The organism is Kitasatospora sp. NPDC004289 (assembly GCF_053602875.1).
Genome location: NZ_JBSGEL010000071.1, coordinates 1 through 20,181 on the forward strand (window position 1 = coordinate 1; position 20,181 = coordinate 20,181).

General features: G+C 74.3%; 17 protein-coding genes. 11 read left to right on the plus strand and 6 right to left on the minus strand.

The window, feature by feature from the left end; all coding sequences use genetic code 11:
• Together ACWEPF_RS32595 and ACWEPF_RS32600 are read left to right on the plus strand one after the other, a co-directional pair.
• Positions 1-1,879 (plus strand): molybdopterin-dependent oxidoreductase (locus ACWEPF_RS32595; RefSeq protein WP_452175401.1); only part of this gene is annotated, 1,879 nt, incomplete at its 5' end.
• Positions 1,880-1,980: 101 nt separating this feature from the next.
• The gene (locus ACWEPF_RS32600) at positions 1,981-2,625 is read left to right on the plus strand and encodes a fasciclin domain-containing protein (RefSeq protein WP_452175402.1); all 645 of its coding nucleotides are present in this window, start codon (positions 1,981-1,983) and stop codon (positions 2,623-2,625) included.
• Between the two features lie 26 nt (positions 2,626-2,651).
• On the opposite strand, the gene ACWEPF_RS32605 is transcribed toward ACWEPF_RS32600, so the two are convergent.
• Positions 2,652-3,143 (minus strand): MarR family winged helix-turn-helix transcriptional regulator, encoded by a 492-nt coding sequence (locus tag ACWEPF_RS32605; RefSeq protein ID WP_452175403.1) that lies wholly within the window; start codon positions 3,141-3,143, stop codon positions 2,652-2,654.
• Positions 3,144-3,226: 83 nt separating this feature from the next.
• Between ACWEPF_RS32605 and ACWEPF_RS32610 the strand changes: the two genes are divergently transcribed.
• From ACWEPF_RS32610 to ACWEPF_RS32620, 3 genes are all read left to right on the plus strand, one after another.
• Positions 3,227-5,314, plus strand: coding sequence for an MMPL family transporter (locus ACWEPF_RS32610; RefSeq protein WP_452175404.1), 2,088 nt, complete (start codon positions 3,227-3,229; stop codon positions 5,312-5,314).
• 245 nt (positions 5,315-5,559) lie between these two features.
• Positions 5,560-6,225 (plus strand): transglycosylase SLT domain-containing protein, encoded by a 666-nt coding sequence (locus ACWEPF_RS32615; protein ID WP_452175405.1) that lies wholly within the window; start codon positions 5,560-5,562, stop codon positions 6,223-6,225.
• Positions 6,226-6,439: 214 nt separating this feature from the next.
• Positions 6,440-7,879 carry a GuaB1 family IMP dehydrogenase-related protein gene (locus tag ACWEPF_RS32620; RefSeq protein ID WP_345281874.1) on the plus strand — a complete coding sequence of 480 codons (1,440 nt, stop codon included), beginning with the start codon at positions 6,440-6,442 and terminating at the stop codon, positions 7,877-7,879.
• 57 nt (positions 7,880-7,936) lie between these two features.
• Here the strand turns inward: ACWEPF_RS32620 and ACWEPF_RS32625 are convergent, their stop codons facing one another.
• From ACWEPF_RS32625 to ACWEPF_RS32635, 3 genes are all read right to left on the minus strand, one after another.
• A complete protein-coding gene (locus ACWEPF_RS32625; RefSeq protein ID WP_452175406.1) occupies positions 7,937-9,514 on the minus strand; it encodes a multicopper oxidase family protein in 1,578 nt (525 codons plus the stop codon).
• A 134-nt stretch (positions 9,515-9,648) separates the two neighbouring features.
• Entirely contained in the window at positions 9,649-10,332 is a 684-nt protein-coding gene (locus ACWEPF_RS32630; RefSeq protein WP_452175407.1) for a DUF5995 family protein, read from the minus strand.
• A gap of 106 nt (positions 10,333-10,438) precedes the next feature.
• Complete coding sequence (locus ACWEPF_RS32635; protein ID WP_452175408.1) at positions 10,439-10,996, minus strand: hypothetical protein; 558 nt, start codon at positions 10,994-10,996, stop codon at positions 10,439-10,441.
• A 75-nt stretch (positions 10,997-11,071) separates the two neighbouring features.
• On the opposite strand from ACWEPF_RS32635, the gene ACWEPF_RS32640 reads away from it, so the two are divergent.
• The 6 genes from ACWEPF_RS32640 (at position 11,072) to ACWEPF_RS32665 (ending at position 15,840) form a co-directional block, all read left to right on the plus strand.
• Positions 11,072-11,749 carry a RibD family protein gene (locus ACWEPF_RS32640; RefSeq protein WP_452175409.1) on the plus strand — a complete coding sequence of 226 codons (678 nt, stop codon included), beginning with the start codon at positions 11,072-11,074 and terminating at the stop codon, positions 11,747-11,749.
• Positions 11,750-11,835: 86 nt separating this feature from the next.
• Entirely contained in the window at positions 11,836-12,666 is an 831-nt protein-coding gene (locus ACWEPF_RS32645; RefSeq protein WP_452175410.1) for a sulfurtransferase, read from the plus strand.
• Positions 12,667-12,891: 225 nt separating this feature from the next.
• Positions 12,892-13,746, plus strand: coding sequence for an SDR family NAD(P)-dependent oxidoreductase (locus ACWEPF_RS32650; RefSeq protein WP_452175411.1), 855 nt, complete (start codon positions 12,892-12,894; stop codon positions 13,744-13,746).
• Positions 13,746-14,807 carry an S-adenosylmethionine:tRNA ribosyltransferase-isomerase gene (locus ACWEPF_RS32655; protein WP_452175412.1) on the plus strand — a complete coding sequence of 354 codons (1,062 nt, stop codon included), beginning with the start codon at positions 13,746-13,748 and terminating at the stop codon, positions 14,805-14,807. The genes ACWEPF_RS32650 and ACWEPF_RS32655 overlap by 1 nt, the downstream gene beginning before the upstream one ends.
• 160 nt (positions 14,808-14,967) lie before the next feature.
• Positions 14,968-15,231 carry a hypothetical protein gene (locus tag ACWEPF_RS32660; protein ID WP_452175413.1) on the plus strand — a complete coding sequence of 88 codons (264 nt, stop codon included), beginning with the start codon at positions 14,968-14,970 and terminating at the stop codon, positions 15,229-15,231.
• A 222-nt stretch (positions 15,232-15,453) separates the two neighbouring features.
• On the plus strand, positions 15,454-15,840 hold the full coding sequence (locus ACWEPF_RS32665) for a VOC family protein (RefSeq protein ID WP_345281899.1): 387 nt from the start codon (positions 15,454-15,456) through the stop codon (positions 15,838-15,840).
• A gap of 62 nt (positions 15,841-15,902) precedes the next feature.
• Here ACWEPF_RS32665 and ACWEPF_RS32670 read toward each other — a convergent pair whose 3' ends face one another.
• Together ACWEPF_RS32670 and ACWEPF_RS32675 are read right to left on the minus strand one after the other, a co-directional pair.
• Positions 15,903-18,848 carry a polysaccharide lyase family 8 super-sandwich domain-containing protein gene (locus tag ACWEPF_RS32670; protein ID WP_452175414.1) on the minus strand — a complete coding sequence of 982 codons (2,946 nt, stop codon included), beginning with the start codon at positions 18,846-18,848 and terminating at the stop codon, positions 15,903-15,905.
• A 174-nt stretch (positions 18,849-19,022) separates the two neighbouring features.
• On the minus strand, positions 19,023-20,051 hold the full coding sequence (locus tag ACWEPF_RS32675; RefSeq protein ID WP_452175415.1) for a LacI family DNA-binding transcriptional regulator: 1,029 nt from the start codon (positions 20,049-20,051) through the stop codon (positions 19,023-19,025).
• Positions 20,052-20,181: the final 130 nt, after the last annotated feature.

Genomic DNA, 20,181 nt, shown 5'->3' on the forward strand with positions numbered 1-20,181 from the left:
GCCCCCGGTCACCCGCCAACCGCGCGGCGTACTCCCCCAGCGGGACGTGGCGGAGGAAGGCCAGCCGGTCGCGCAGCACCCCGGACCCGCCGGAGCGCCGGTGCTCGCGGTCGGCTCGGCGGCGATCGACCTGACGCCGACTCCGCTCAAGGAGTACGCCGTGCGGACCTTCGGCACCAACGACAAACCGGTGCTGATCGGCGGGATCCTGCTCACGGTGGCCGCTCTGGCGGTCCTGGCGGGCCTGCTCGCGGTGCGCCGCCCGACGGCGGGGGCCGCGGTCTTCGCGGCCTTCGGCGCGGTCGGCGCCTGGGCGGCGCTGTCCCGTCCGGAGAGCGCCGGGGTCGACGCCCTGCCCGCGGTGGCGGCGGGCGCGGTGGGTGCTGCGGCCGTGTACTGGTTGGGCACACTGCTGCGCGCCCGCTCCGCCGTCGCTGCGGCCGGCACCCCGGCCGGAGGGCCGGGCGAGGTCCCGGGGGAGGTGCGGTCCGGGCGGTCGGCTGCGGATGCCGACGGCCCGGCCGGGGTGGACCGGGACCGGGGCCGGGCGGCGGACGGCGGCGGTACGGGCGCCGGTCCGGCCGCCGGCCGCGGCGGGGCTCCGGCAGACGGCCGGACCGGCGGGGAGGGTGTCGATGCGGCTTCTGCCACGGTTGCCGCATCGGCTCCCGCTCCGTCGGCCGCGGGCCCGGCCGACCGCATGTCGGCGCTCGACGGCCGGTTCGGGACCGACGGTCCGTCCGGCGCTGACGGTCCGTCCGGTGCTGACGGTCCGTCCGGGGCCGGGGTGGCTCCCCGGCCCGGCGGTCCGTCGCGGCGGACGGTGCTGCTGGCCACCGCCGGGACGGCGCTGGTGGGCCTGACGGCGGGGTACGGCGGTCGGGTGATCGGTGGGCGGCGCGGCGACGTGTCCGCGCTGAGGGACGCCGTCCGGCTGCCCGCCCCCGCCGTCCGGGCCCGGCCGCTGCCTGCCGGTGTGCACCCCGACGTCCCCGGGCTCTCCGCCTTCCTCACCCCCGCCCAGGAGTTCTACCGGGTGGACACCGCCCTCGCCGTCCCCCGGATCGACCCGCGCCGCTGGAGCCTGCGCCTGCACGGGCTGGTCGACCGACCCTTGGAGCTGAGCTACGAGGAGCTGCTCCGCCTGCCCCTGGAGGAGCTCGACCACACCCTCTCCTGCGTCTCCAACGAGGTCGGCGGCCCGTACGTCTCCACCACCCGTTGGCTCGGCGCCTCGCTGCCCGCCCTGCTGCGCCGCGCCGGAGTGCGGCCCGGCGCCGACCAGTTGCTCGGCCGTTCGCGCGAGGGCATGACCATCGGCACCCCGCTCGCCCCGGTGCTCGACGGCCGCCCGGCGCTGCTCGCGATGGCGATGGACGGTGCCCCGCTGCCGCTCGCGCACGGCTTCCCGTGCCGGACGGTGGTGCCCGGCTTCTACGGCTACACCTCCGCGACCAAGTGGCTGGTGGACCTGGAGGTCACCACCTTCGCCGCCCGGGACCCGTACTGGGTCAAGCGCGGCTGGGACCGCACCGGTGAGGTCCGCACCGCCTCCCGGATCGAGGTCCCGGCACCGTTCGCCAAGGTCCCGGCCGGGGAGGTCACCGTGGCCGGCACCGCCTGGGCCACCCACCGGGGCGTCGCCGCCGTGGAGTTGAGGGTGGACGGCGGCCCGTGGGCCGTGGCCGAGCTCGCCGCCGACGGCGGGCCCGACCTCTGGCGGCAGTGGTCCCACACCTGGCGCGACGCCCGTCCGGGCACCCACCGGCTGGAGGTGCGGGCCACCGACGGCACCGGCACCACGCAGCCGGAGGCCCGCGCCACCCCCTATCCGTCCGGCGCCACCGGCTGGCACAGCACGGTGGTCCGGGTCACCTGAAGATCCCCGCCGCAGCGGCCGCCCGCCCGCAGGGCGAGTCGGCCGGACGGCACCCCCATGCCATCCAACGACCCATCACGATGATCCAAGGAGCTAGGACCATGTCCATCCGCACCAACTCCCGCCTCACCTCCGTCGCCGCCCTGCTGGCCGCCGGCACCCTGGTGTTCGGCCTGACCGCCTGCGGCAGCGACTCCGACTCGGCGGTCAAGTCCTCGACCACGCCGTCCAGTTCGGCATCATCGTCGTCCGGCAGCACCGCGATGGCGGCGGACGCCCCGTTCGGCACCGCCTGCGCGGCGGTCCCGAAGGACGGCGCGGGCAGCTTCACCGGCATGGCGAAGGACCCGGTGGCCACCGCCGCCTCCAACAACCCGCTGCTCTCCACCCTGGTGACGGCGGTCAAGCAGGCCGGGCTGGTGGACACCCTCAACTCGGCGAGCAACATCACCGTCTTCGCGCCCACCAACGACGCCTTCGCCAAGATCCCGAAGGAGACCCTGGACGCGGTGCTGGCCGACAAGGCCAAGCTCACCTCGATCCTGACCTACCACGTCACCCCGGACCGCCTGACCCCGACCACGCTGGCCGGGACGCACAAGACCCTCCAGGGCACCGACCTCACGGTCAGCGGCGGCGGCCAGGACTTCACCGTCAACTCCAACGCCAAGGTGCTCTGCGGCAACGTGCAGACCGCCAACGCCACCGTCTACATCATCGACACCGTGCTGATGCCCGCCTCCTGACGGAACGTCCGCTCCCCGGGCCGTGCTCAGCGCGGCCCGGGAGCGCGCCGTTCGGTCCGCAGGTCCTCCAGTTCCTCGGTGATCCGGGCCAGGAAACGGGAGACCACCGCCTGCTCCTCGGGCCCGAACTCGGACCGGACCCGCTCGGTGCGCTCCGCCACCGGGCGGAACCAGCTGCCCGCCAGCTTGGCCGCGCCGGGCCGGTGACGGACCCTCACCTGTCGGCCGTCCGCCTCGTCGCGGCTCCGTTCGACGTGTCCGGCGCGCTCCAGCCGGTCCAGGCAGGCGCTCACCGCGCCGGAGGTGAGCGCCAGTTCGGTCCGCAGCCGCCCGGGCGTCATCCCGGTGTCCCCCTCGGCGCCGGCGGCCCGGACGACCGCCAGCAGGGCCTGCACGTCGGTGGTGTGCAGGCCCTGTTCGGCGGCGAAGTCGTGGCTCAGCAGGTTCATCTCGGCGGCCAGCGCCTGGAGTTGCAGGGCGAAGGCCCGGCTGTCGGGGGAGGGGGCGTGCTCGGACAAGACGGCCTTCCGTGATCGGGGGCTCCCACCCTAGCCGCCGGGCCGCCGGTGAGATATCTCAATGATTGAGATATCCTCCCGCCGTGCGCTACCGACGACTCGTGATCCCCGTCCTGCTCCTGGTCTGCTGGCTCGGCCTCGGCGGAGCCTTCGGCTCCTACGCCGGCCGCCTCTCCGAGGTCTCCACCAACGACGGCGCGGCGTTCCTGCCGCGCTCCGCCGAGTCCACCGAAGTGGCCCGGCTGGCCGCACGTTTCCAGACCGGCACCACGCTCCCCGTGGTGCTGGTCTGGGAGACCCGCACCCCCGAGGGGCGGGTCGAGGGCCCCGTTCGGGACGCCGCCGCCTCCGCGCTCGCCGCCGCGGCCGCCGTCCCCGGGGCCACCGGGCAGGCCTCGCCCCTGCTGGACTCGGCCGACGGCCGGGCCGTGCAGGGCGTGGTCCAGCTCCGGGCCGACCTCGGCAAGGAGACCAAGGAGAGCATCGCCCGGATCCGTGAACTCGCCGACGCCGTCCCGGGTGCGACCGCGGGCGTGGCCGGGCCCGCCGCGGTGCTGGCCGACCTCTCCGGCGCGTTCGCCGGGATCGACGGGCTGCTGCTCGCGGTGGCCCTCGGCGTGGTGCTGGTCATCCTGCTCGCGGTCTACCGCAGCCTGGTGCTGCCGCTGCTGGTGATCGTCTCGGCGGTGTTCGCCCTGGCGGTGGCCTGCGCCCTGGTCTACCTGCTGGCCGACCACGGCGTGGTCCGGGTGGACGGCCAGGTGCAGGGTCTGCTGTCGATCCTGGTGATCGGCGCCGCCACCGACTACGCGCTGCTGATCGCCGCCCGCTACCGCGAGGAACTCCCGCTCCACGCCGACCGGTTCGCCGCGATGCGGACCGCGTGGCGACGCTCGCTGGAACCGGTGCTGGCCTCCGGCGCGACCGTCGCGCTCGGACTGCTGGTGCTGCTGCTCTCGGACCTGACGAACAACCAGGCGCTCGGCCCCGTCGGCGCGATCGGCATCGTCTGCGCCGTGTTCGCCGCGCTCACCTTCCTGCCCGCCGCCCTGGTGCTGCTCGGCCGCGCGGCCTACTGGCCCGCCCGGCCGACCCGCACCGGCGACGGGGCCCACCCCGTCTGGCACCGGGTGGCCGCGTTGGTCGGCCGCCGTCCCCGGCCCGTCTGGGCGGCCTCGCTGGTGGCGCTCGCGGCCTGCGCCGCGTTCGCGCCGCTGCTCGACGCCGGCGGCGTCCCGCAGACCGAGCTCTTCGTCAAGGAGCAGCCCTCGGTGGCCGCCCAGCGCCTGCTCTCCGCCCACTTCCCCGGCGGCACCGGCAATCCGGCCGTGATCACGGTGCGCGCCGACCGGGCGGACCAGGTCGCGGCCGCGGCCCGCACCGTGCCGGGCGTCGCCGCCGTCCGCCCGTACACCGGCGGGGCGCCGGGTGGTCCGGGCGGTTCGGGTGGTCCGGGCGGTCCGGTCCGGGAGGTCGACGGCCTGGTCCGGCTGGACGCCACCCTTGCGGACCCGGCCGACAGCGACGCCGCCGTCCGCACCGTGCGGCAGCTGCGGGACGCCGTGCACGCCGTGCCGGAGGCCTCGGCCCGGGTCGGCGGCTACACCGCCCAGCAGTACGACACCCGCACCACCGCCGCCCACGACCGCCGGGTGATCGTCCCGGCCGTGCTGCTCTGCATCCTGGTCGTCCTGGTCCTGCTGCTGCGCTCGCTGCTCGCCCCGGTGCTGCTGGCCGCCACCGTCCTCCTCTCCTACCTGGCCACGCTGGGGGTCAGCGCGCTGGTCTTCCCGCACGTCTTCGGCTTCCAGGCCACCGACCCCTCCGTCCCCCTCTACGGCTACGTCTTCCTGGTCGCCCTCGGGGTGGACTACAACATCTTCCTGATGACCCGGGTGCGGGAGGAGTCGCTGCGCCACGGCACCCGGGAGGGCGTGCTGCGCGGCCTGACCGCGACCGGCGGGGTGATCACCTCGGCCGGGGTGGTGCTGGCCGCGACCTTCGCCGCGCTGGGCGTGATCCCGCTCGCCTTCCTGGCCCAGATCGCGTTCATCGTCGCCTTCGGAGTGCTGCTCGACACCCTGCTCGTCCGCTCGCTGCTGGTGCCGGCGCTGGTCCGCGACCTGGGGGACGCGGTGTGGTGGCCGCTTCACCGCAGGGTGACGAAGTAGGGCCGGGAGAGGCGAAGGTCACGGAGGAAGGGGCCCCTCGGCGCGGGTGACGTCCTTCACAGGCCGACCGTCAGGTCGCCTGAGGGGGCGTCACCCTGCCCTTTGGGGGCGGGAGTTGGGGCCTCTTGTGGAGTGGGTCACGCGGGACGGCGGGGCTTGCCCGGGCGGGTGGGGCTCGCGCAGTCTCGAAGAGCGCCCCGAGGTGCGGCGCCCCGAAACCCACCCCTTCCCGGAGGTACTCCGCCATGTCCGCGAACACCCAGAACCGCCACCGCCGGACCCGAATACGCTACGACCGGCTGCCCAACAAGGTGCTCGGCCTCGGGATCGCCGGCGCGGTGGCCCTGAGCATCGGCGCCCCGGTGGCCCAGGCGGTGGCCTCGCCCGCCGGTGCCACGCAGCTGGTCGCCGCCCCCGCCGCCGGCCCGGCCGAGCAGTCCGCCCCGGCGCAGGACCAGAACCAGCAGGGTCAGGACCAGAACCAGCAGGACCAGGCCCAGCAGCAGGCCCCGGCCGAGGCGCAGCAGCAGGCCGCGCCCGCCGCCCCCGCCGCGCCGACCTACGCGAACAACCTGGACGGCTGGATCAAGGAGGCCCGCGACGTGCTGGCCGCCGCCGGCAAGCCGGTCCCCTCGTACCGCGCGATGTACGCCACCGCCATGGCCGAGTCCACCGGCAACCCGAAGGCCACCAACGGCTGGGACTCCAACGCCGCCGCCGGCACCCCCTCGATCGGCCTGACCCAGATGATCAAGCCGACCTTCAAGGCCTACGCGCTGCCCGGCCACACCGACATCTACAACCCGGTCGACAACCTGATCGCCAGCTCGCGCTACTGCGACGCGGTCTACGGCGGCATGGACAAGATGGCCGGCGCCCGCGGCTACGGGAGCCACTGGCGCGGCTACTGATCCGCGCCGAGCTGTCGGTCCGTAGTTTCCTACAAGGGCGTGACTACGCTTCCCGGGCGAGCTTGTGGAGATCTTCAACGATTCCGCGTGAACTGGCTTTCGACCTGGGTATCGGTCAGCATTGACGGTTGGGTGCGGGGCGCCCGAGGGCGCCCTGCGGTCTGACCGCTACAGCACCCGAGGTGTACCTCCCCCCAGCCAGAGAGCCCCTTTCATGCGCTTCCTGAACGACCAGTCGCCCGCCTACGACCTCACGTACGACGACGTCTTCATGGTCCCCAGTCGCTCCGCAGTGGGCTCCCGGCAGGCCGTGGACCTCTCCTCGAACGACGGCAGCGGCACCACCATCCCGCTCGTGGTCGCCAACATGACCGCCATCGCCGGCCGCCGGATGGCCGAGACCGTCGCCCGCCGCGGTGGCCTGGTCGCCATCCCGCAGGACATCCCCACCGAGGTCATCTCCGAGGTCATCGGCTGGGTGAAGCAGCGTCACCTCGTCCACGACACCGCGCTCACCCTGAGCCCCGGCGACACCGTCGCCGACGCCCTCTCCCTGCTCCCCAAGCGCGCGCACAACGCGCTCGTGGTGGTCGAGCAGGGCAAGCCGGTCGGCGTGGTCACCGAGTCCGACTGCCAGGGCGTGGACCGGTTCACCAGCCTCTCCGAGGTGATGAGCCGTGACCTGCTCCTGCTGGAGGAGGGCATCGACCCGCGCGCCGCGTTCGAGAAGCTCAACGAGGCCCACCGCAAGCTGGCCCCCGTGGTCGCCGCCGACGGCACCCTGGTCGGCATCCTGACCCGCAAGAACGCGCTCCGCGCCACCCTCTACACCCCCGCCGCCGACGCGGCCGGCAAGCTGCGGATCGCCGCCACCGTCGGCATCAACGGCGACGTGGCCGGCAAGGCCAAGGCGCTCATCGAGGCCGGGGCCGACGTGCTGGTGGTCGACACCGCGCACGGCCACCAGGAGTCGATGATCAGCGCGCTGCGCGCGGTCCGCGGCCTCGACCCGCAGATCCCGATCGTGGCGGGCAACGTGGTCTCCGCCGCCGGCGTCCGCGACCTCGTCGAGGCCGGTGCGGACATCCTCAAGGTCGGTGTCGGCCCCGGCGCCATGTGCACCACCCGGATGATGACCGGCGTGGGCCGCCCGCAGTTCTCCGCCGTGCTGGAGTGCGCCGCCGAGGCGCGCAGGCTCGGCAAGCACGTCTGGGCCGACGGTGGCGTCCGCCACCCGCGCGACGTGGCGATGGCCCTGGCCGCCGGTGCCTCCAACGTGATGATCGGCTCCTGGTTCGCCGGGACCTACGAGTCCCCGGGTGACCTGCACACCGCCGCCGACGGCCGCCAGTACAAGGAGAGCTTCGGCATGGCCTCGGCCCGTGCCGTGCGCAACCGCACCTCCGAGGAGTCGGCCTACGACCGCGCCCGCAAGGCGCTCTTCGAGGAGGGCATCTCCACCTCCCGGATGTTCATCGACCCGGCCCGCCCCGGCGTCGAGGACCTGATCGACTCGATCGTGGCCGGCGTCCGCAGCTCCTGCACCTACGCCGGCGCCCGCAGCCTCGAGGACTTCCACGAGAAGGCGATCATCGGCGTCCAGAGCGCCGCCGGCTACGCCGAGGGCAAGCCGCTGCACTCCAGCTGGGCCTGACCCGCTCGATCCCGACGGCCGGTCACCCACCCCTCGCCCGGGGTGGGTGACCGGCCGTCAGTGGTGGTGCCCGCTTCCACCCACGCCGCCTTCCGGGCGGGCCGGGACGGTGCCGGCGGGTTGGCCGGGGTCGGTGACGACGAACTGGCCCATCATGCCGTCGTCCTCGTGGTAGAGCAGATGGCAGTGGTACATGTACGGGACGTCGGGGTCAGCGGGGCCGTCGAAGCGCAGGGCGAGCTTGACGGTGGTCCCCGAGGGGATCAGGACGGTGTCCTTGGGGCCGCGCAGGTGCGGCGGCGGCTGACGGCCGTTCACCTCGAGGACCCGGAACTGGACGTCGTGGACGTGGAAGTTGTGCGGCATGCCGTTGTCGTTGCGGACCGTCCAGGTCTCGGTGGTGCCCCGGGTGACGGTCTCGTCGATGCGGTCCATGGCCATCTTGCGGCGGTTGATGCCGGAGCTCCGCAGCTCGAAGGTCCGCTCGCGGACGGAGTCGGCGCCGGTCGGGGCAGTGGACGCGGTGGAAGCGGCCAGGGTGGACGGGAGCGCGGGGGAGGGCCGGAGGGTGTCGGCGGCGCGCAGTTGCAACAGGTCGAAGGAGTCGTCGCCGCCGCTGAACCGCTGGTTCCAGAAGTCCTGGCCGAGGTCGACGGGGTAGCTGCGCAGCACCGTCCGCTCGCCGGGCCGGACCCGGACCACGATCTCGGCACGCTCACCGGGGGAGAGGTGGAGACGGGTGGTGTCGTACGGGGCCTCCAGCAGGCCGCCGTCGGTGCCGACCAGGGAGAAGGCGCGGTCGTCCGAGAAACCGAAGTGGTGGATGCGGGCGGTGGAGGCGTTCAGCAGGCGGAGCCGCACGAGCTCGTCCTGGACGGTGCGGTACGGGGCCAGGGTGCCGTTCACCAAGGTCTGGTCGCCGAGGAAGCCGACGCTGCGCATCAGGTCGTGACCGTGGTCGAAGGCGTCGCCGTCGAAGCGGACGTCCTGGACGATCACGGGGAGGTCGTCCACCCCGTAGCGGTGCGGCAGCTGACGGCCCGCCTGCTCCTGGTCGTCGATCAGGAAGAGCCCGGCCAAGCCGCGCTGGACGTGCTTCTCGGTCGCCCCGTGCGGATGCGGGTGGTACCAGAGGGTCGCGGCCGGTTGGTCGACGGTCCACTGCGGGGCCCAGTCGCCGCCGGAGGGGACCATCTGGTGCGGGCCGCCGTCCATCCGGGCGGGAAGGTGCATCCCGTGCCAGTGCACGGTGGAGGGCTCGGGGAGGGTGTTGGTGATCCGGACCTCGACCTTCTCGCCCCGGGCGGCGCGGAGGGTCGGGCCGAGGTAGGAACCGTTGAACCCCCAGGTGGGGGTGGGGTGTCCGGGCCGGAACTCGGTGCTGCCCGTCTGCATCCGCAGCTGGAAGACCCGGGTGCCGTCCGGTGCGGTGACGGACTCCGCGAGCGGCGGGACCGCCAGCTCGTTGCGGAAGTCGACGGCGCCGACGGTCGAGATCTCGGCATCGGTGTAGAGCCAGCCGAAGCCGGCACCGATCAGGAGGGAGAAGGCTCCCGCCGTGGCGGCGAGGACCTTCAGGACCGTCAGCAGGCGTCTGCGGCGCGGGAGCCGGAGCTTCGGCAGGAGTCGGGGCATGCCCGGAACGCTAGGTGCGGGCGGTCCCCGGGAGCATCGGGGTGCGACCCCCACCCGACCCCACCCGGACCCCCACACATCCCTCAGCGGCTCCCCGGGGCGGCCCTCGGGGCTCCGGGCCGGACGGCGCCCCGCTACCGGCCGTTCAGCGGGGTGAGCAGGGCACGGCTGACCATCCCGACCGAGCCGGACAGGGTGTCGGTGAAGGCGCCGCGGACGAAGGGGATGCCGCGCAGCTCCCAGAGGGCCAGGGCGCTGGCCCAGGCGGCGTCGCGGGCCCGGTCGACGCTCCAGACGCCCAGGACGTGGAGCAGCGGGTCGGCGAGGTCCAACTCGGCCGGTCCGCCGAGGAGTTCGTCCCGGACCTGGTCCTCGACCTGGGCCAGCAGGGTGTTGACCCGCAGGTAGTCCCGCTCGACCCGCTCCGGCTCGCGGCCGAGCGCCCGGCAGGTGTCCACCAAGGAGAGCGGCAGGTCGTTCTCGATGTGCGCGTTCATCCCGGCGAGGGCGAACTGCAGCGGGTGGATCCCCCGGTGCCCCCGCAGCTCGAACAGCGGCCGCCAGCACGCCGCCGGCCGGCCGCCGGTGGCCGCCGCGTCCACCGCCGCCAGGTACCGTGCCGCGAACCGCGCGTCCAACTCCGCCATGAACCCCGGATCGTCGAAGAACCCGGCGGTCAGCCGCTCCCCGATCAGCTCCGTGACCCTCAGGTACATCGCGTTGAACCGCGCGACCCCGTCGTCCTCGGGCAGCGCCGTCCGCAACTGCCGCATCCGTTCGATGACCTGGTCGACCGTCATGGTCGGTTGGCTCGCCATGCCCACCAGCATGCCCGCTCCCGGGCCCGCCGGAGAAGGACCCGCGCCTGTGCGCGCAGGGGCACCCGGATCCGGGCCGGCGCGCCGTGGCGGGGGTCAGCGGGGGTCAGCCGTGCATGACGCCGAGGTCGCGGGCCAGGGACTCCAGGCCGTAGCGGGTGACGTGGTCGGCGTTGGCGAGGTCGATGGTGCGGACGCCCTCGGCGGCGAGGCGTTCGTTGACCTCTTCGAGGTGCTGCTGGACGAGGTGCTTCTCGGCGTCGGTGGTGCGGCCCTTGTGGGGGCGGCCGGCGTGTTCGAGGCTCGCGTAGTTGACCCGCTCCTTGGCGGAGGAGGCCGGGGCCTGCTCCGGGATGGAACGGGTGGGGACGCGCTTGGCGCCGCGGAGCACCTCGGCCATCGGCGTGGCGACGGCCAGTCGGTCGAAGACGCCGGCCTCCATCACGACGGTCTCGGGCTCGTCGCTGCCCGGCCGGTGCAGCTCGACCGTCACCAGGTCGATGGCCAGCTCCGCCACCGAGGACAGCTCCTCCGCCAGCGCCTCGATCTCGACCGGGCCGTCCTCCAGGTCGGGGTGGTGGCGCACCACGATCCGCACCAAGGAGCCGTCGTCCTCGACGTGCTTGCCGGTCAGGTCCGAGAACCTGATGATCTTCTGGCCCATGGTGTGCCCCTGCCTGCCCCTCGTATGACGGATGATCAGCCGAGAGCCTACGCCCATGGAAGAACGGAGCCCGTGATGGCCGAGCGCCCCCACGTCCTGCTGAGCGTCGCGACGTCGATCGACGGATGCATCGACGACACCTCGCCGCAGCGGCTGATGCTGTCGAACGCGGCGGACTTCGACCGGGTGGACCAGGTGCGGGCGGAGTCGGACGCGATCCTGATCGGGGGCAACACCATCCGCACCGACAACCCCCGCCTGCTCGTCAACAGCGAGGAGCGCCGAGCCGCCCGGGTGGCGGCCGGGAAGCCCGCGTACCCGTTGAAGGTGACGGTCACGGCGAGCGGGGAGCTGGACCGGGAGCTGAAGTTCTGGCACACCGGGGGCGGGAAGGTGGTCTACACGACGGATGCCGGGGCGGCGCGGCTGCGGGGGGAGTTGGAGGGGTTGGCCGAGGTGGTCGGGCTCGGCGGCACGGTGGACTTCGGGCGGATGCTCGACGACCTCGGGGCCCGCGGGGTGCGGCGGTTGATGGTGGAGGGCGGGGGCCGGATCCACACGCAGTTCCTCGCGGAGGGGCTCGCCGACGAGGTGCAGTGGGCGGTGGCGCCGCTGCTGGTGGGGGAGGCGGAGGCGCCGCGGTTCGTGTACCCGGCGCGCTTCCCCGGCGGGAGCACCCGGCGGATGCGACTGCTCGGGGTGAGCACGGTCGGCGACGTGGTGCTGCTGCGGTACGCGCCGAAGGAGGGGTGAGGCGCGCGGGCGACGGGGCGTGGGCCAGAATCGGGGCGGTGGGCCGTGCGGCCCCCGCTCACGAACGGAACGTTAGGACGACGCCGATGACTTCGCTCCCGCTGCCCGGACCGCTGGTCGACGTGCACTGGCTCGCCGAGCACCTGGACCACCCGGACCTGGTGGTCCTGGACGTGCCGGTCGGCGAGCGGGTGGACGGGGTCCGGCCGATCCGCGGGGCCGGGGAGTTCGACCTGGAGGGGGCGCTCTCCGACCACACCGGCACGCTGCCGCACACCATGCCGTCGGTGGAGCAGTTCACGGCGGCAGTGCGGGAGTTGGGGGTCAACGACCGCTCGACGGTGGTGGTCTACGACGGTGTCGGCATCTACTCCAGTGCCCGGGCCTGGTGGATGTTCCGGGCGATGGGCTTCGACCGGGTCGCGGTGCTGGACGGCGGCCTGCCGGCCTGGGAGGAGGCGGAGCTGCCCCGCGGCGGCCGGACCGAGCCCGTCGTGCCGGGGGACTTCACCGCCGCACCGCGCCCGGGGCTGGTCGTGGACCGCACGGTGGTCGGCGCTGCCCTGGCCGACCCGGCGCGCGCGGTGCTGGACGCCCGGACCGCCGGGCGGTTCGCCGGGACGGCGCCGGAGCCAAGGGAGGGGCTGCGCGGCGGTCACATGCCGGGGGCGTTCAACCTGCCGTTCGGGAGCATCCAGGAGGGGGGCCGGATGCTGGCGGCGGCCGAACTGCGGGCGCGCTTCGAGGAGTTGGTGGGCGAGCGCGAGGACCTGGTGTTCAGCTGCGGCTCGGGGGTGACGGCGTGTGTGCTGGCGCTGGGCGCCGACCTGGCCGGGTACGACCGGCTGGCGGTGTACGACGGCTCGTGGAGCGAGTGGGGGCTACTGCCCGAACTCCCGGTGGTGACCGGGGAGTGACGTCGAGGCGGTGAGCGGTGAGCGGTGGGCGGTAGGCGGTGGGTGGCCGCAGGCGGCGGTGAGCTGACGGGAGTTGCCGGGAGCCGCCGGGTCGGCCGGTGACGGGTCGGGCGGCCGGAGCCCTGGGGCCGGGGTCCTGCGCCTGCGGGAGTAGGCCCAAGGGACCGGGAGGGCTGAGTCCGGTGGCCGATCCACGGACGGCGTACCCGGAGCCACAGTTGGGTCATGGACAACACCGCTCACGCCGCCGCCCCCACCACCGCCACCGCCCCCGCCTCCCCCCGCGTCGCCGTCGTCACCGGAGCGTCCAGGGGCCTCGGTCTGGAGCTCGCCCGGGCGCTCGCCGCGGACGGCTGGCAGCTGGTCATCACCGCCCGAGGGGAGAACGAACTCCTCGCGGTGGAACGGGAGCTGGCCGGACGGACCAAGGTGGTGGCGCTGGCCGGCTCGGTGGTGGACGACGACCACCGGGAGCGCCTCGCCGAGGCCGCCGCCGCACTCGGTGGTGCCGAGCTGCTGGTCAACAACGCCTCGACGTTGACCGGCTACCCCCTGCAAGGGGCGCCGCTGCCGAAGCTCGCGGAGTTCCCGCTCCCCGGCCTGCTGGAGACCTTCGAGGTCAACGTGCTCGGGCCGATCGCCCTCACCCAGCTGCTCCTGCCCCAACTCCGCTCCCACCGCGGCTCGGTGCTCAACCTCTCCTCCGACGCGGCCGTCGAGGCCTACGCCGGCTGGGGCGGCTACGGCGCCAGCAAGGCCGCGCTCGACCACGCCTCCGCCGTCCTCGCGGAGGAGGAGCCCGAGCTGCGGGTCTGGGCGGTCGACCCGGGCGACATGCGCACCGTGATGCACCAGGAGGCCTTCCCCGGCGAGGACATCTCCGACCGGCCGCTGCCCGTGACCGTGGTCCCCGCCTTCCTCGCCCTGCTGGCCGGGCGCCCCGACTCCGGCCGCTACCGAGCCGGCGACTTCCACCCCGCCGACCCGCACGCCGGCGCCGACCCGCACGACGGTGCCGGAGCCGTTCAGGGTGAGGACGCACCGCTGACCGGATCCGCACCGACGACGGGAGAACACTGATGGCCACCGCCGTGGAGCCCGGACTCGACTTCACCGTCCCCGCCGAACTCTCCGCCCACGCACCGGCGGAGGCACGCGGGCTGCGCCGCGACGGCGTCCGGATGCTGGTCGGCCGCCGGGGTGCCCTGAGCACCGAGCACCGGGTGTTCGCCGACCTGCCCGAGGTGCTGGAGCCGGGTGACCTGCTGGTGGTCAACAACTCCGCCACGCTGCCCGCCGCCCTCCCCGGCCGCCTTCCCGACGGGACGCCCGTCACGCTGCACCTCTCCTCGGCCCGGCCGGACGCCCTGGGCGTCCACCTGGTCGAACTGCGGCGGCCGAGCGGCGCCGCCGCGGAGTACTTCCCGCCGCAACTCTCGCCCGCACGGGCGGGGTTGACCGTCTCGCTGCCGGACGGCGGCAGCGCCGAGCTGACCGGCCCGTACACGCCGAGGCTCTGGTACGCCCGGCTCGCCCTGCCCGCGCCGCTGACCGGCTACCTGGCCGCCCACGGACGGGCCATCCGGTACGGCTACGTGGACCGGGACTGGCCGCTGAGCGCCTACCAGACGGTCTTCGCCAGTGAGCCGGGGAGCAGCGAAATGCCCAGCGCGGCCCGGCCGTTCACCGCGGAGACGGTGGCCCGGCTGGCGGCGCGGGGCGTGCTGGTGGCGCCGGTCACCCTGCACACCGGGGTGGCCTCGCCGGAGGCGCACGAGCGGCCCTACCCCGAGTGGTACCGGGTCCCGGCCGCGACCGCCCGGCTGGCCGGGCACGTCCGGGAGCACGGCGGCCGGGTGATCGCGGTCGGCACCACCGCCGTGCGTGCGCTGGAGTCCGCCACGGCCGCGGACGGCACCGTGCGGGCGGCGGAGGGCTGGACCGAGCTGGTGGTCACCCCCGAACGGGGCGTCCGCACGGTGGACGGCCTGCTCACCGGCTGGCACGAGCCGCGCGCCTCGCACCTCGACCTGCTGGCGGCGGTGGCCGGCCGCCCGCTGCTGGAACGGTGCTACGCCGAGGCGCTCGAAGGCCGGTACCTGTGGCACGAGTTCGGGGACGTCAACCTGCTGCTGCCGTGAGCGGTGCCCCGGGCGTGCGGGCGTGCGGGTGTGCGTGCCGGGCGGGCCGGGGGCGGCGGTGGTGAGCGCGCCGTTCCGGCCCGCCGGTCGGCGGCGGTCGGTAGGGTGGCGGTACGACGCCGGGTCAACGGGCCCGGTCACCCGACGAGGACCCGGGCCAGTGACCCACCCGCACACCCACCCGTACGCCCTGCGCATCGCCAAGACCGTCGCCGCCGTGGTCGGCGGCCTCTCCGGCCCTGCCCGTCAGGAACTCCACCAGGCCCTGCTGCGGGCCCAGGCCCAGCCCTACTGCTGGCCCCTGGCGGACCGGTACGACCTCGACGACACCGTGCGGGTCGTCACCACGCCGCACGCCATCGTGCACTACGCGGTCGTCCCCGCCTCGCCGCACCTGTGGGTCTTCGCGATCACCGTCCTGTAGGCGGGCGGTGGTCGGCGGTGGTCCTTGCCACCACCGGTGGTGGTGGTTAAGGTCGTTCGTGTGACTACCGGGTCGGCCTTGGGCCATTCACGAGTGGGTTACCCGGCCTCGGCGTGAGCCCGAGGCGGGTGAGAGCCCCGCCCCTGCTCCGTTCTCCTTGCTTCCGGCGCCTTCGATCGGCGCACCTTCCAACGGATCCCGAGAGCGGAGACCACACCACTGATGACGCACGTCCAGCTCAACCACACGGCCGTCTACGCGAGCGACCGGCAGCGGTCGGCCGAATTCCTCGCCGCAGTCATGGGGTTGGAGGTCGGCAACCCGTTCGGGCCCTTCCTCCCCGTGGACCTCGGCAACGGCGTGAGGCTCGACTACTACGAGAAGCGCGACGAACCCGTGCAGGGCCAGCACTACGCCTTCCTCGTCCCCGACGAGGAGTTCGACGGCATGATCGACCGCCTGCGGGCGGCGGGGGTCACCTACTACGCCAACCCGGACCACACCGACCCAGGCCGCGAGAACGGTTGGTTCGGCGGCCGCGGCGTCTACTTCGCCGACCCCGACGGGCACAACATGGAGCTGATGACCCGGCCGTACGTCCGCCCGTAGCAGCTCACGAGAGGGCGGGTCGCCGGTCCGGCGGCCCGCCGCTCCCGCTTCCTGACGGCGGGTCAGGAGCTGATCACCTCCAGGACGGGGTGGAAGGCGGCGTGGCCGCGGGCGTCGAGGTTGACCGCGAGGCCGACGGCGGCGAGGGGCTGCCAGAGGGCCAGGGTGAGGGCGGGCCGGCCCGCGGTGACGGCGGCGGTCACGTCCAGCGGGATCCAGTCGGGGGTGGTGGATGTCCGCCCGGTGCCCAGGGCCTGGGCGAGGGCGGGGGCGTTGGCCCAGGTGACGGCGGTCTCGGTCCAGGGCGTGGTGGCGGTGGCGAAGGCCTGGAGGGTGGTGAGGGTGCCGCCGGAGTCGGCGACCGCTCCGTGGACCCAGAGGACGGCGCGCCGGACGGTGCCGGGGACGGCGGTGGTGTCGAAGCCGAACAGGGCGCGGCGGCCGTAGCCGCTGTCGGTGGTGTCGGTGTTCTTGACCGTCAGGGTGGTCGCGGCGCCGTAGTTGGTGGTGGCGTAGGAGCCGTCGCGGACGTAGCTGTCCTGGGTGGGGGCGAGCACGGTCGCGGTGGCCGTCTCCGGGCTGCCCGCGGTGCTGGAGAGGGTGATCGTGCGTCCGGCGCCCTGGGTGCCGCCGAGTTCCACCAGGAGGGTCACGGTGCCCTCCGTGGAGAGCACGTTGACGCCCGGGACGGGGGTGGTCGGACGCCCGGTGCCGGTCAGGGTGACCGTTACGGTGGCGGACTGGCGGGACGGGTCGGCGACGGTGACCGTTCGGGTGCCGCCGGCGTCCCGGACCAGGACCGAGCACGGGGCGGAGGCGGTGATCGGGCCCGCCGTCCCGGCGGCGAAGAAGTTGGCGGCGGTGACGCCCGAGGCGGAGTCGGAGACCGCCTGCACGGTGCGGGAGTTGGCGAGGGTCGTGACGGTGGGGGAGGCGGCTCGGGCCGCGGTCGCGGCGGGGGTCGCACCGGGCAGCAGCTGGTACTCGTAGGAGGCGTCGGTGGGGTCGGTGCCGTGGTCGAACCAGAGGGTCAGGTAGCGGCGGGTCAGCTGCTCGGTGGATCCGTTGGTGTTGATGTCGTGCCAACTGCCGGTGCGGGCCTCGCGCTTGGCCTGGAGGGAGGTGCCGGCGGGGAGCACGTAGCCGCCGAAGCCGGAGACGGTGACGGCCCGGGCACCCGCGAACTGCTGGGACCAGCCGAGGGCGGCGGGCTGGGCGGTGCCGTCGACGGTGAGGGTGTGGGTGCCGGTGGGGCCGAGGTTGCGGTTGTCCAGGACGGTCTCCACCCGGGTGCCGTCGGTGCAGCCGATGCCCGCTCCCAGGCAGACGACCGAATCGTCCAGCAGGAACCAGGACTTGCGGCCGGTGAGGGTGGAGGAGAGGCCGCGCAGGTCCTGGCCGACGGCGGCGTAGGTGCCGTCGGTGGCGCCGCCGGCCCAGGTGGAGGCCGGGCGGGGAGCGCCCCAGGTGCCGCCGGCGGCGTCGGCCAGCGGCTTCGTGGAGACGGTGGTGCCGGGCAGGCGGTAGGGGTCGACGGTGGGCCAGAAGGCGTCCGAGTACTGGCCGTTGCCGAAGGTGGCGCCCCACCAGGAGAGCATGCCGTTGTTGCTGTGCCAGCCGCGCAGGTGCTCGCCGTTGCCGGTCTCGTAGAAGGTGGTTCGGGCCGAGCAGAGGCTGAGCGAGACGGCCCAGCCGGGGCGGCGGACCACGGCGCGGTCCATCGCGAAGACGCGGGCGCCGAGCGGCTCGGGGGCGGTGGGGGTGGCGGCCTCGGTGGTGCTCAGGAGGGCCTGGGCGCGGGCGAGTTCGGGAACGTCGAGGTAGCCGTTGGAGAGGTAGGGGAGGTAGTACTCCCGGGTGAGCCAGCCCTTCACGGCGGAACGCCAGGCGGCCGACTGGGCGGCCGGGGCGGCGCCGGAGTCGGCGAGCCGCAGGATGTGGCCGATCAGGGTGTGGCCCCGGGTGTGGTCGTCCTGCTGGAGCTGGAACTGGTCACCGCTCTGGCGGCCCCGGCTGACGGCCCGTCCGCTGACGGAGTCCATCACCAGGCCGTTGTAGAGGAAGGGCGCGTAGGCGTTGGCCACGGAGTCGAAGACGGTCTGGCGGGAGGGGTCGGAGACCTGCCAGGCGGAGCCGGCCAGCAGGGCGAACAGCTTGCTGAGGCCGCCGAGCAGGACCTCGCCGTAGGAGCCGGTGTACGGGACCCAGGTGTGCTGGACGAACGAGCCGTCGGCGTACAGGCCGTCGCCGGTCAGCACGTACGGGAAGACGGGGGAGAGGGCGGCGGTGGCGGTGGCCAGCTTGGCGGAGGAGCGGCCGAGGAGGCCGCGCAGGGAGAGGACGCGGCAGAGGTCGACCCGGTTGGCGCCGGTGCTGGTGCCGGTGTAGCTCGCCACCCTCGAGTCGGGGACCTGGCGGTCCACGGCCGAGAGCAGGGCGGTGAGCTGGGTGGGCGTCAGGCGTTCGTGGACCAGGACGCAGACGTCGAGCAGGGCCTGCGGGGTGCCGATCTGCCAGTCCCACCAGTTGCCGTAGGCGGTGGCGGTGGGGGTGTAGCCGCCGGGGGTGGTGTTGAGGTGGTCCAGGCCGGTGGTGATCGCGGTGGCCAGCGCCTGGTCGCCGGTGAGGCCGGTGCCGGGCTGGGCCCAGGCCAGGGCCATGGTGCGCAGGCGGGTGTGGGAGGCGGTGACGTTCGCCGAGTTGCTGCCGAGCGGGAGGTCCGGCCAGAGGGAGGTGGAGGTGGGGGCGATGGCCTGGAGCTGGGCGCGGGCCCGGTCGCCGAGGGCGGTGAGGGTAGTGGCGTAGGGGGCGGCGGCCGGGTCGAAGCCGGTGCCGGTGAGCAGGTCGCGCCAGCGCAGGCGGAGGGAGTCGTAGGCGTCGGTGGCCGCGAAGGCCTGGTGGGCGGGGACCAGGCTGGAGGCGGCACCGAGGGCACCGAGGGCGGCGAGTTGGAGCAGGCGGCGGCGGGAGAGCAGAGCGGCGCGGGGGGTCAGGGGTTCGGTGGGCACGGGTGACGTCCTCCGGGGCGGTGGGGGCCGGGGCGGGACGACGGTAAGCGCTTTCCCGAAGGGGCGTCAATGGTCTGGACAGGACGGGCCGAAGCCCTGGTGGGCAGGATGGTAAGCGCTTTCCCGTGCGGGTCCGGACGCTCCGTGTCCCTACCTCGGCTCGGAGCGGTTCCCTCAGCGGCGGGGAGCGCCCGTGGTGGCGCGCAGCACCACCTGGACCGGCGCGTCGAAACTGCCGACCGTGTCCGCCGGAGAGCGGAGCGCCAGCCGCACCGCCTCGGCGCCCATCAGCGTCAGCGGTATCCGGACGGTGCTCAGCGGCAGGCTGAGGTCCTCCGCCAGCGGTATGTCGTCGAACCCCGCCAGCGAGATCTCCTCGGGCACCCGCACCCCGCGCTCCCGGAGGGCGGCCAGGGCTCCCACGGCGCAGACGTCCGCCAGCGCCAGCACCGCCGTCGGGACCTCGCCCCGCGCATCACCCCTCAGGAGGGAGGCCATCGCGCGGCGGCCACCCTCGCGGGTGAACTCGGACTCCAGCACGGCGGACCCGGGCAGGGCCACCCCGGCCTCGGCCAGCGCGTCCCGGACCCCGGCCAGCCGCTCGCCCGGCACCCGGAGCCGGCTCGGCCCGGTGATCACCGCGAAGTCCCGGTGCCCGAGGGCGAGCAGAGCCCGCGTCAGCTCGGCGGCGCCGGTCCGGTTGGCCGGGCGGACGGTGTGGTAGTCCGGCCCGTGGTCCGTGACGGCGGCCACCGACCCGCCGCCGGCCCGGTACTCCGCGAGCGCCGAATCCAGCCGTGCCGCGGCCTCCGGGTCGGTGTAGCCGGACCCGGCCAGCACGATGGCCTGCACCCGCTGGGCGTGCAGCATCCGCACCCCGCGGAGCTCGGCGGCCGGGTCGCCGTCGGTGTTGACCACCAGCGGCATCAGGCCCGCCGCCACCACGGCGTCGCAGGCGCCGCGGGCCAGGGCGGCGAAGTACGGGTCGGAGACGTCGTGCAGCAGGATGCCCACGGTGGCGGTGGTCGCGCGGGCCAGGGCCTGGGCCGGGGCGTTCGGCAGGTACCCGAGTGCGGCCGCGGTGTCCCGCACCCGCCCGGCCAGGCCGGAACCGACCTTGCGGGTGGACCCGTTGAGCACCCTGGAGGCGGTGGCCAGGGAGACCCCGGCCTCCCGTGCCACATCGCCCAGCGTCACACCCATGTCCACGGCTCCCGTTCGGCAGGTTTCGGGCCGTCAGGGTACCGGTTGGGCGGTCGGGGCCGGAGGGGGTACGGGCGGTGGCAATGCTCCCTGGCCTTTCGCGGATCACATCAACGCGGGCGGGAGCGTC

Coding starts and splice junctions, on each gene's coding strand:
- ACWEPF_RS32600 (WP_452175402.1), top strand. CDS start 1,981: ATGTCCATCCGCACCAACTCCCGCCTCACCTCCGTCGCCGCCCTGCTG.
- ACWEPF_RS32615 (WP_452175405.1), top strand. CDS start 5,560: ATGTCCGCGAACACCCAGAACCGCCACCGCCGGACCCGAATACGCTAC.
- ACWEPF_RS32620 (WP_345281874.1), top strand. CDS start 6,440: ATGCGCTTCCTGAACGACCAGTCGCCCGCCTACGACCTCACGTACGAC.
- ACWEPF_RS32625 (WP_452175406.1), bottom strand. CDS start 9,514: ATGCCCCGACTCCTGCCGAAGCTCCGGCTCCCGCGCCGCAGACGCCTG.
- ACWEPF_RS32630 (WP_452175407.1), bottom strand. CDS start 10,332: ATGGCGAGCCAACCGACCATGACGGTCGACCAGGTCATCGAACGGATG.
- ACWEPF_RS32635 (WP_452175408.1), bottom strand. CDS start 10,996: ATGGGCCAGAAGATCATCAGGTTCTCGGACCTGACCGGCAAGCACGTC.
- ACWEPF_RS32640 (WP_452175409.1), top strand. CDS start 11,072: ATGGCCGAGCGCCCCCACGTCCTGCTGAGCGTCGCGACGTCGATCGAC.
- ACWEPF_RS32645 (WP_452175410.1), top strand. CDS start 11,836: ATGACTTCGCTCCCGCTGCCCGGACCGCTGGTCGACGTGCACTGGCTC.
- ACWEPF_RS32650 (WP_452175411.1), top strand. CDS start 12,892: ATGGACAACACCGCTCACGCCGCCGCCCCCACCACCGCCACCGCCCCC.
- ACWEPF_RS32655 (WP_452175412.1), top strand. CDS start 13,746: ATGGCCACCGCCGTGGAGCCCGGACTCGACTTCACCGTCCCCGCCGAA.
- ACWEPF_RS32665 (WP_345281899.1), top strand. CDS start 15,454: ATGACGCACGTCCAGCTCAACCACACGGCCGTCTACGCGAGCGACCGG.
- ACWEPF_RS32675 (WP_452175415.1), bottom strand. CDS start 20,051: ATGGGTGTGACGCTGGGCGATGTGGCACGGGAGGCCGGGGTCTCCCTG.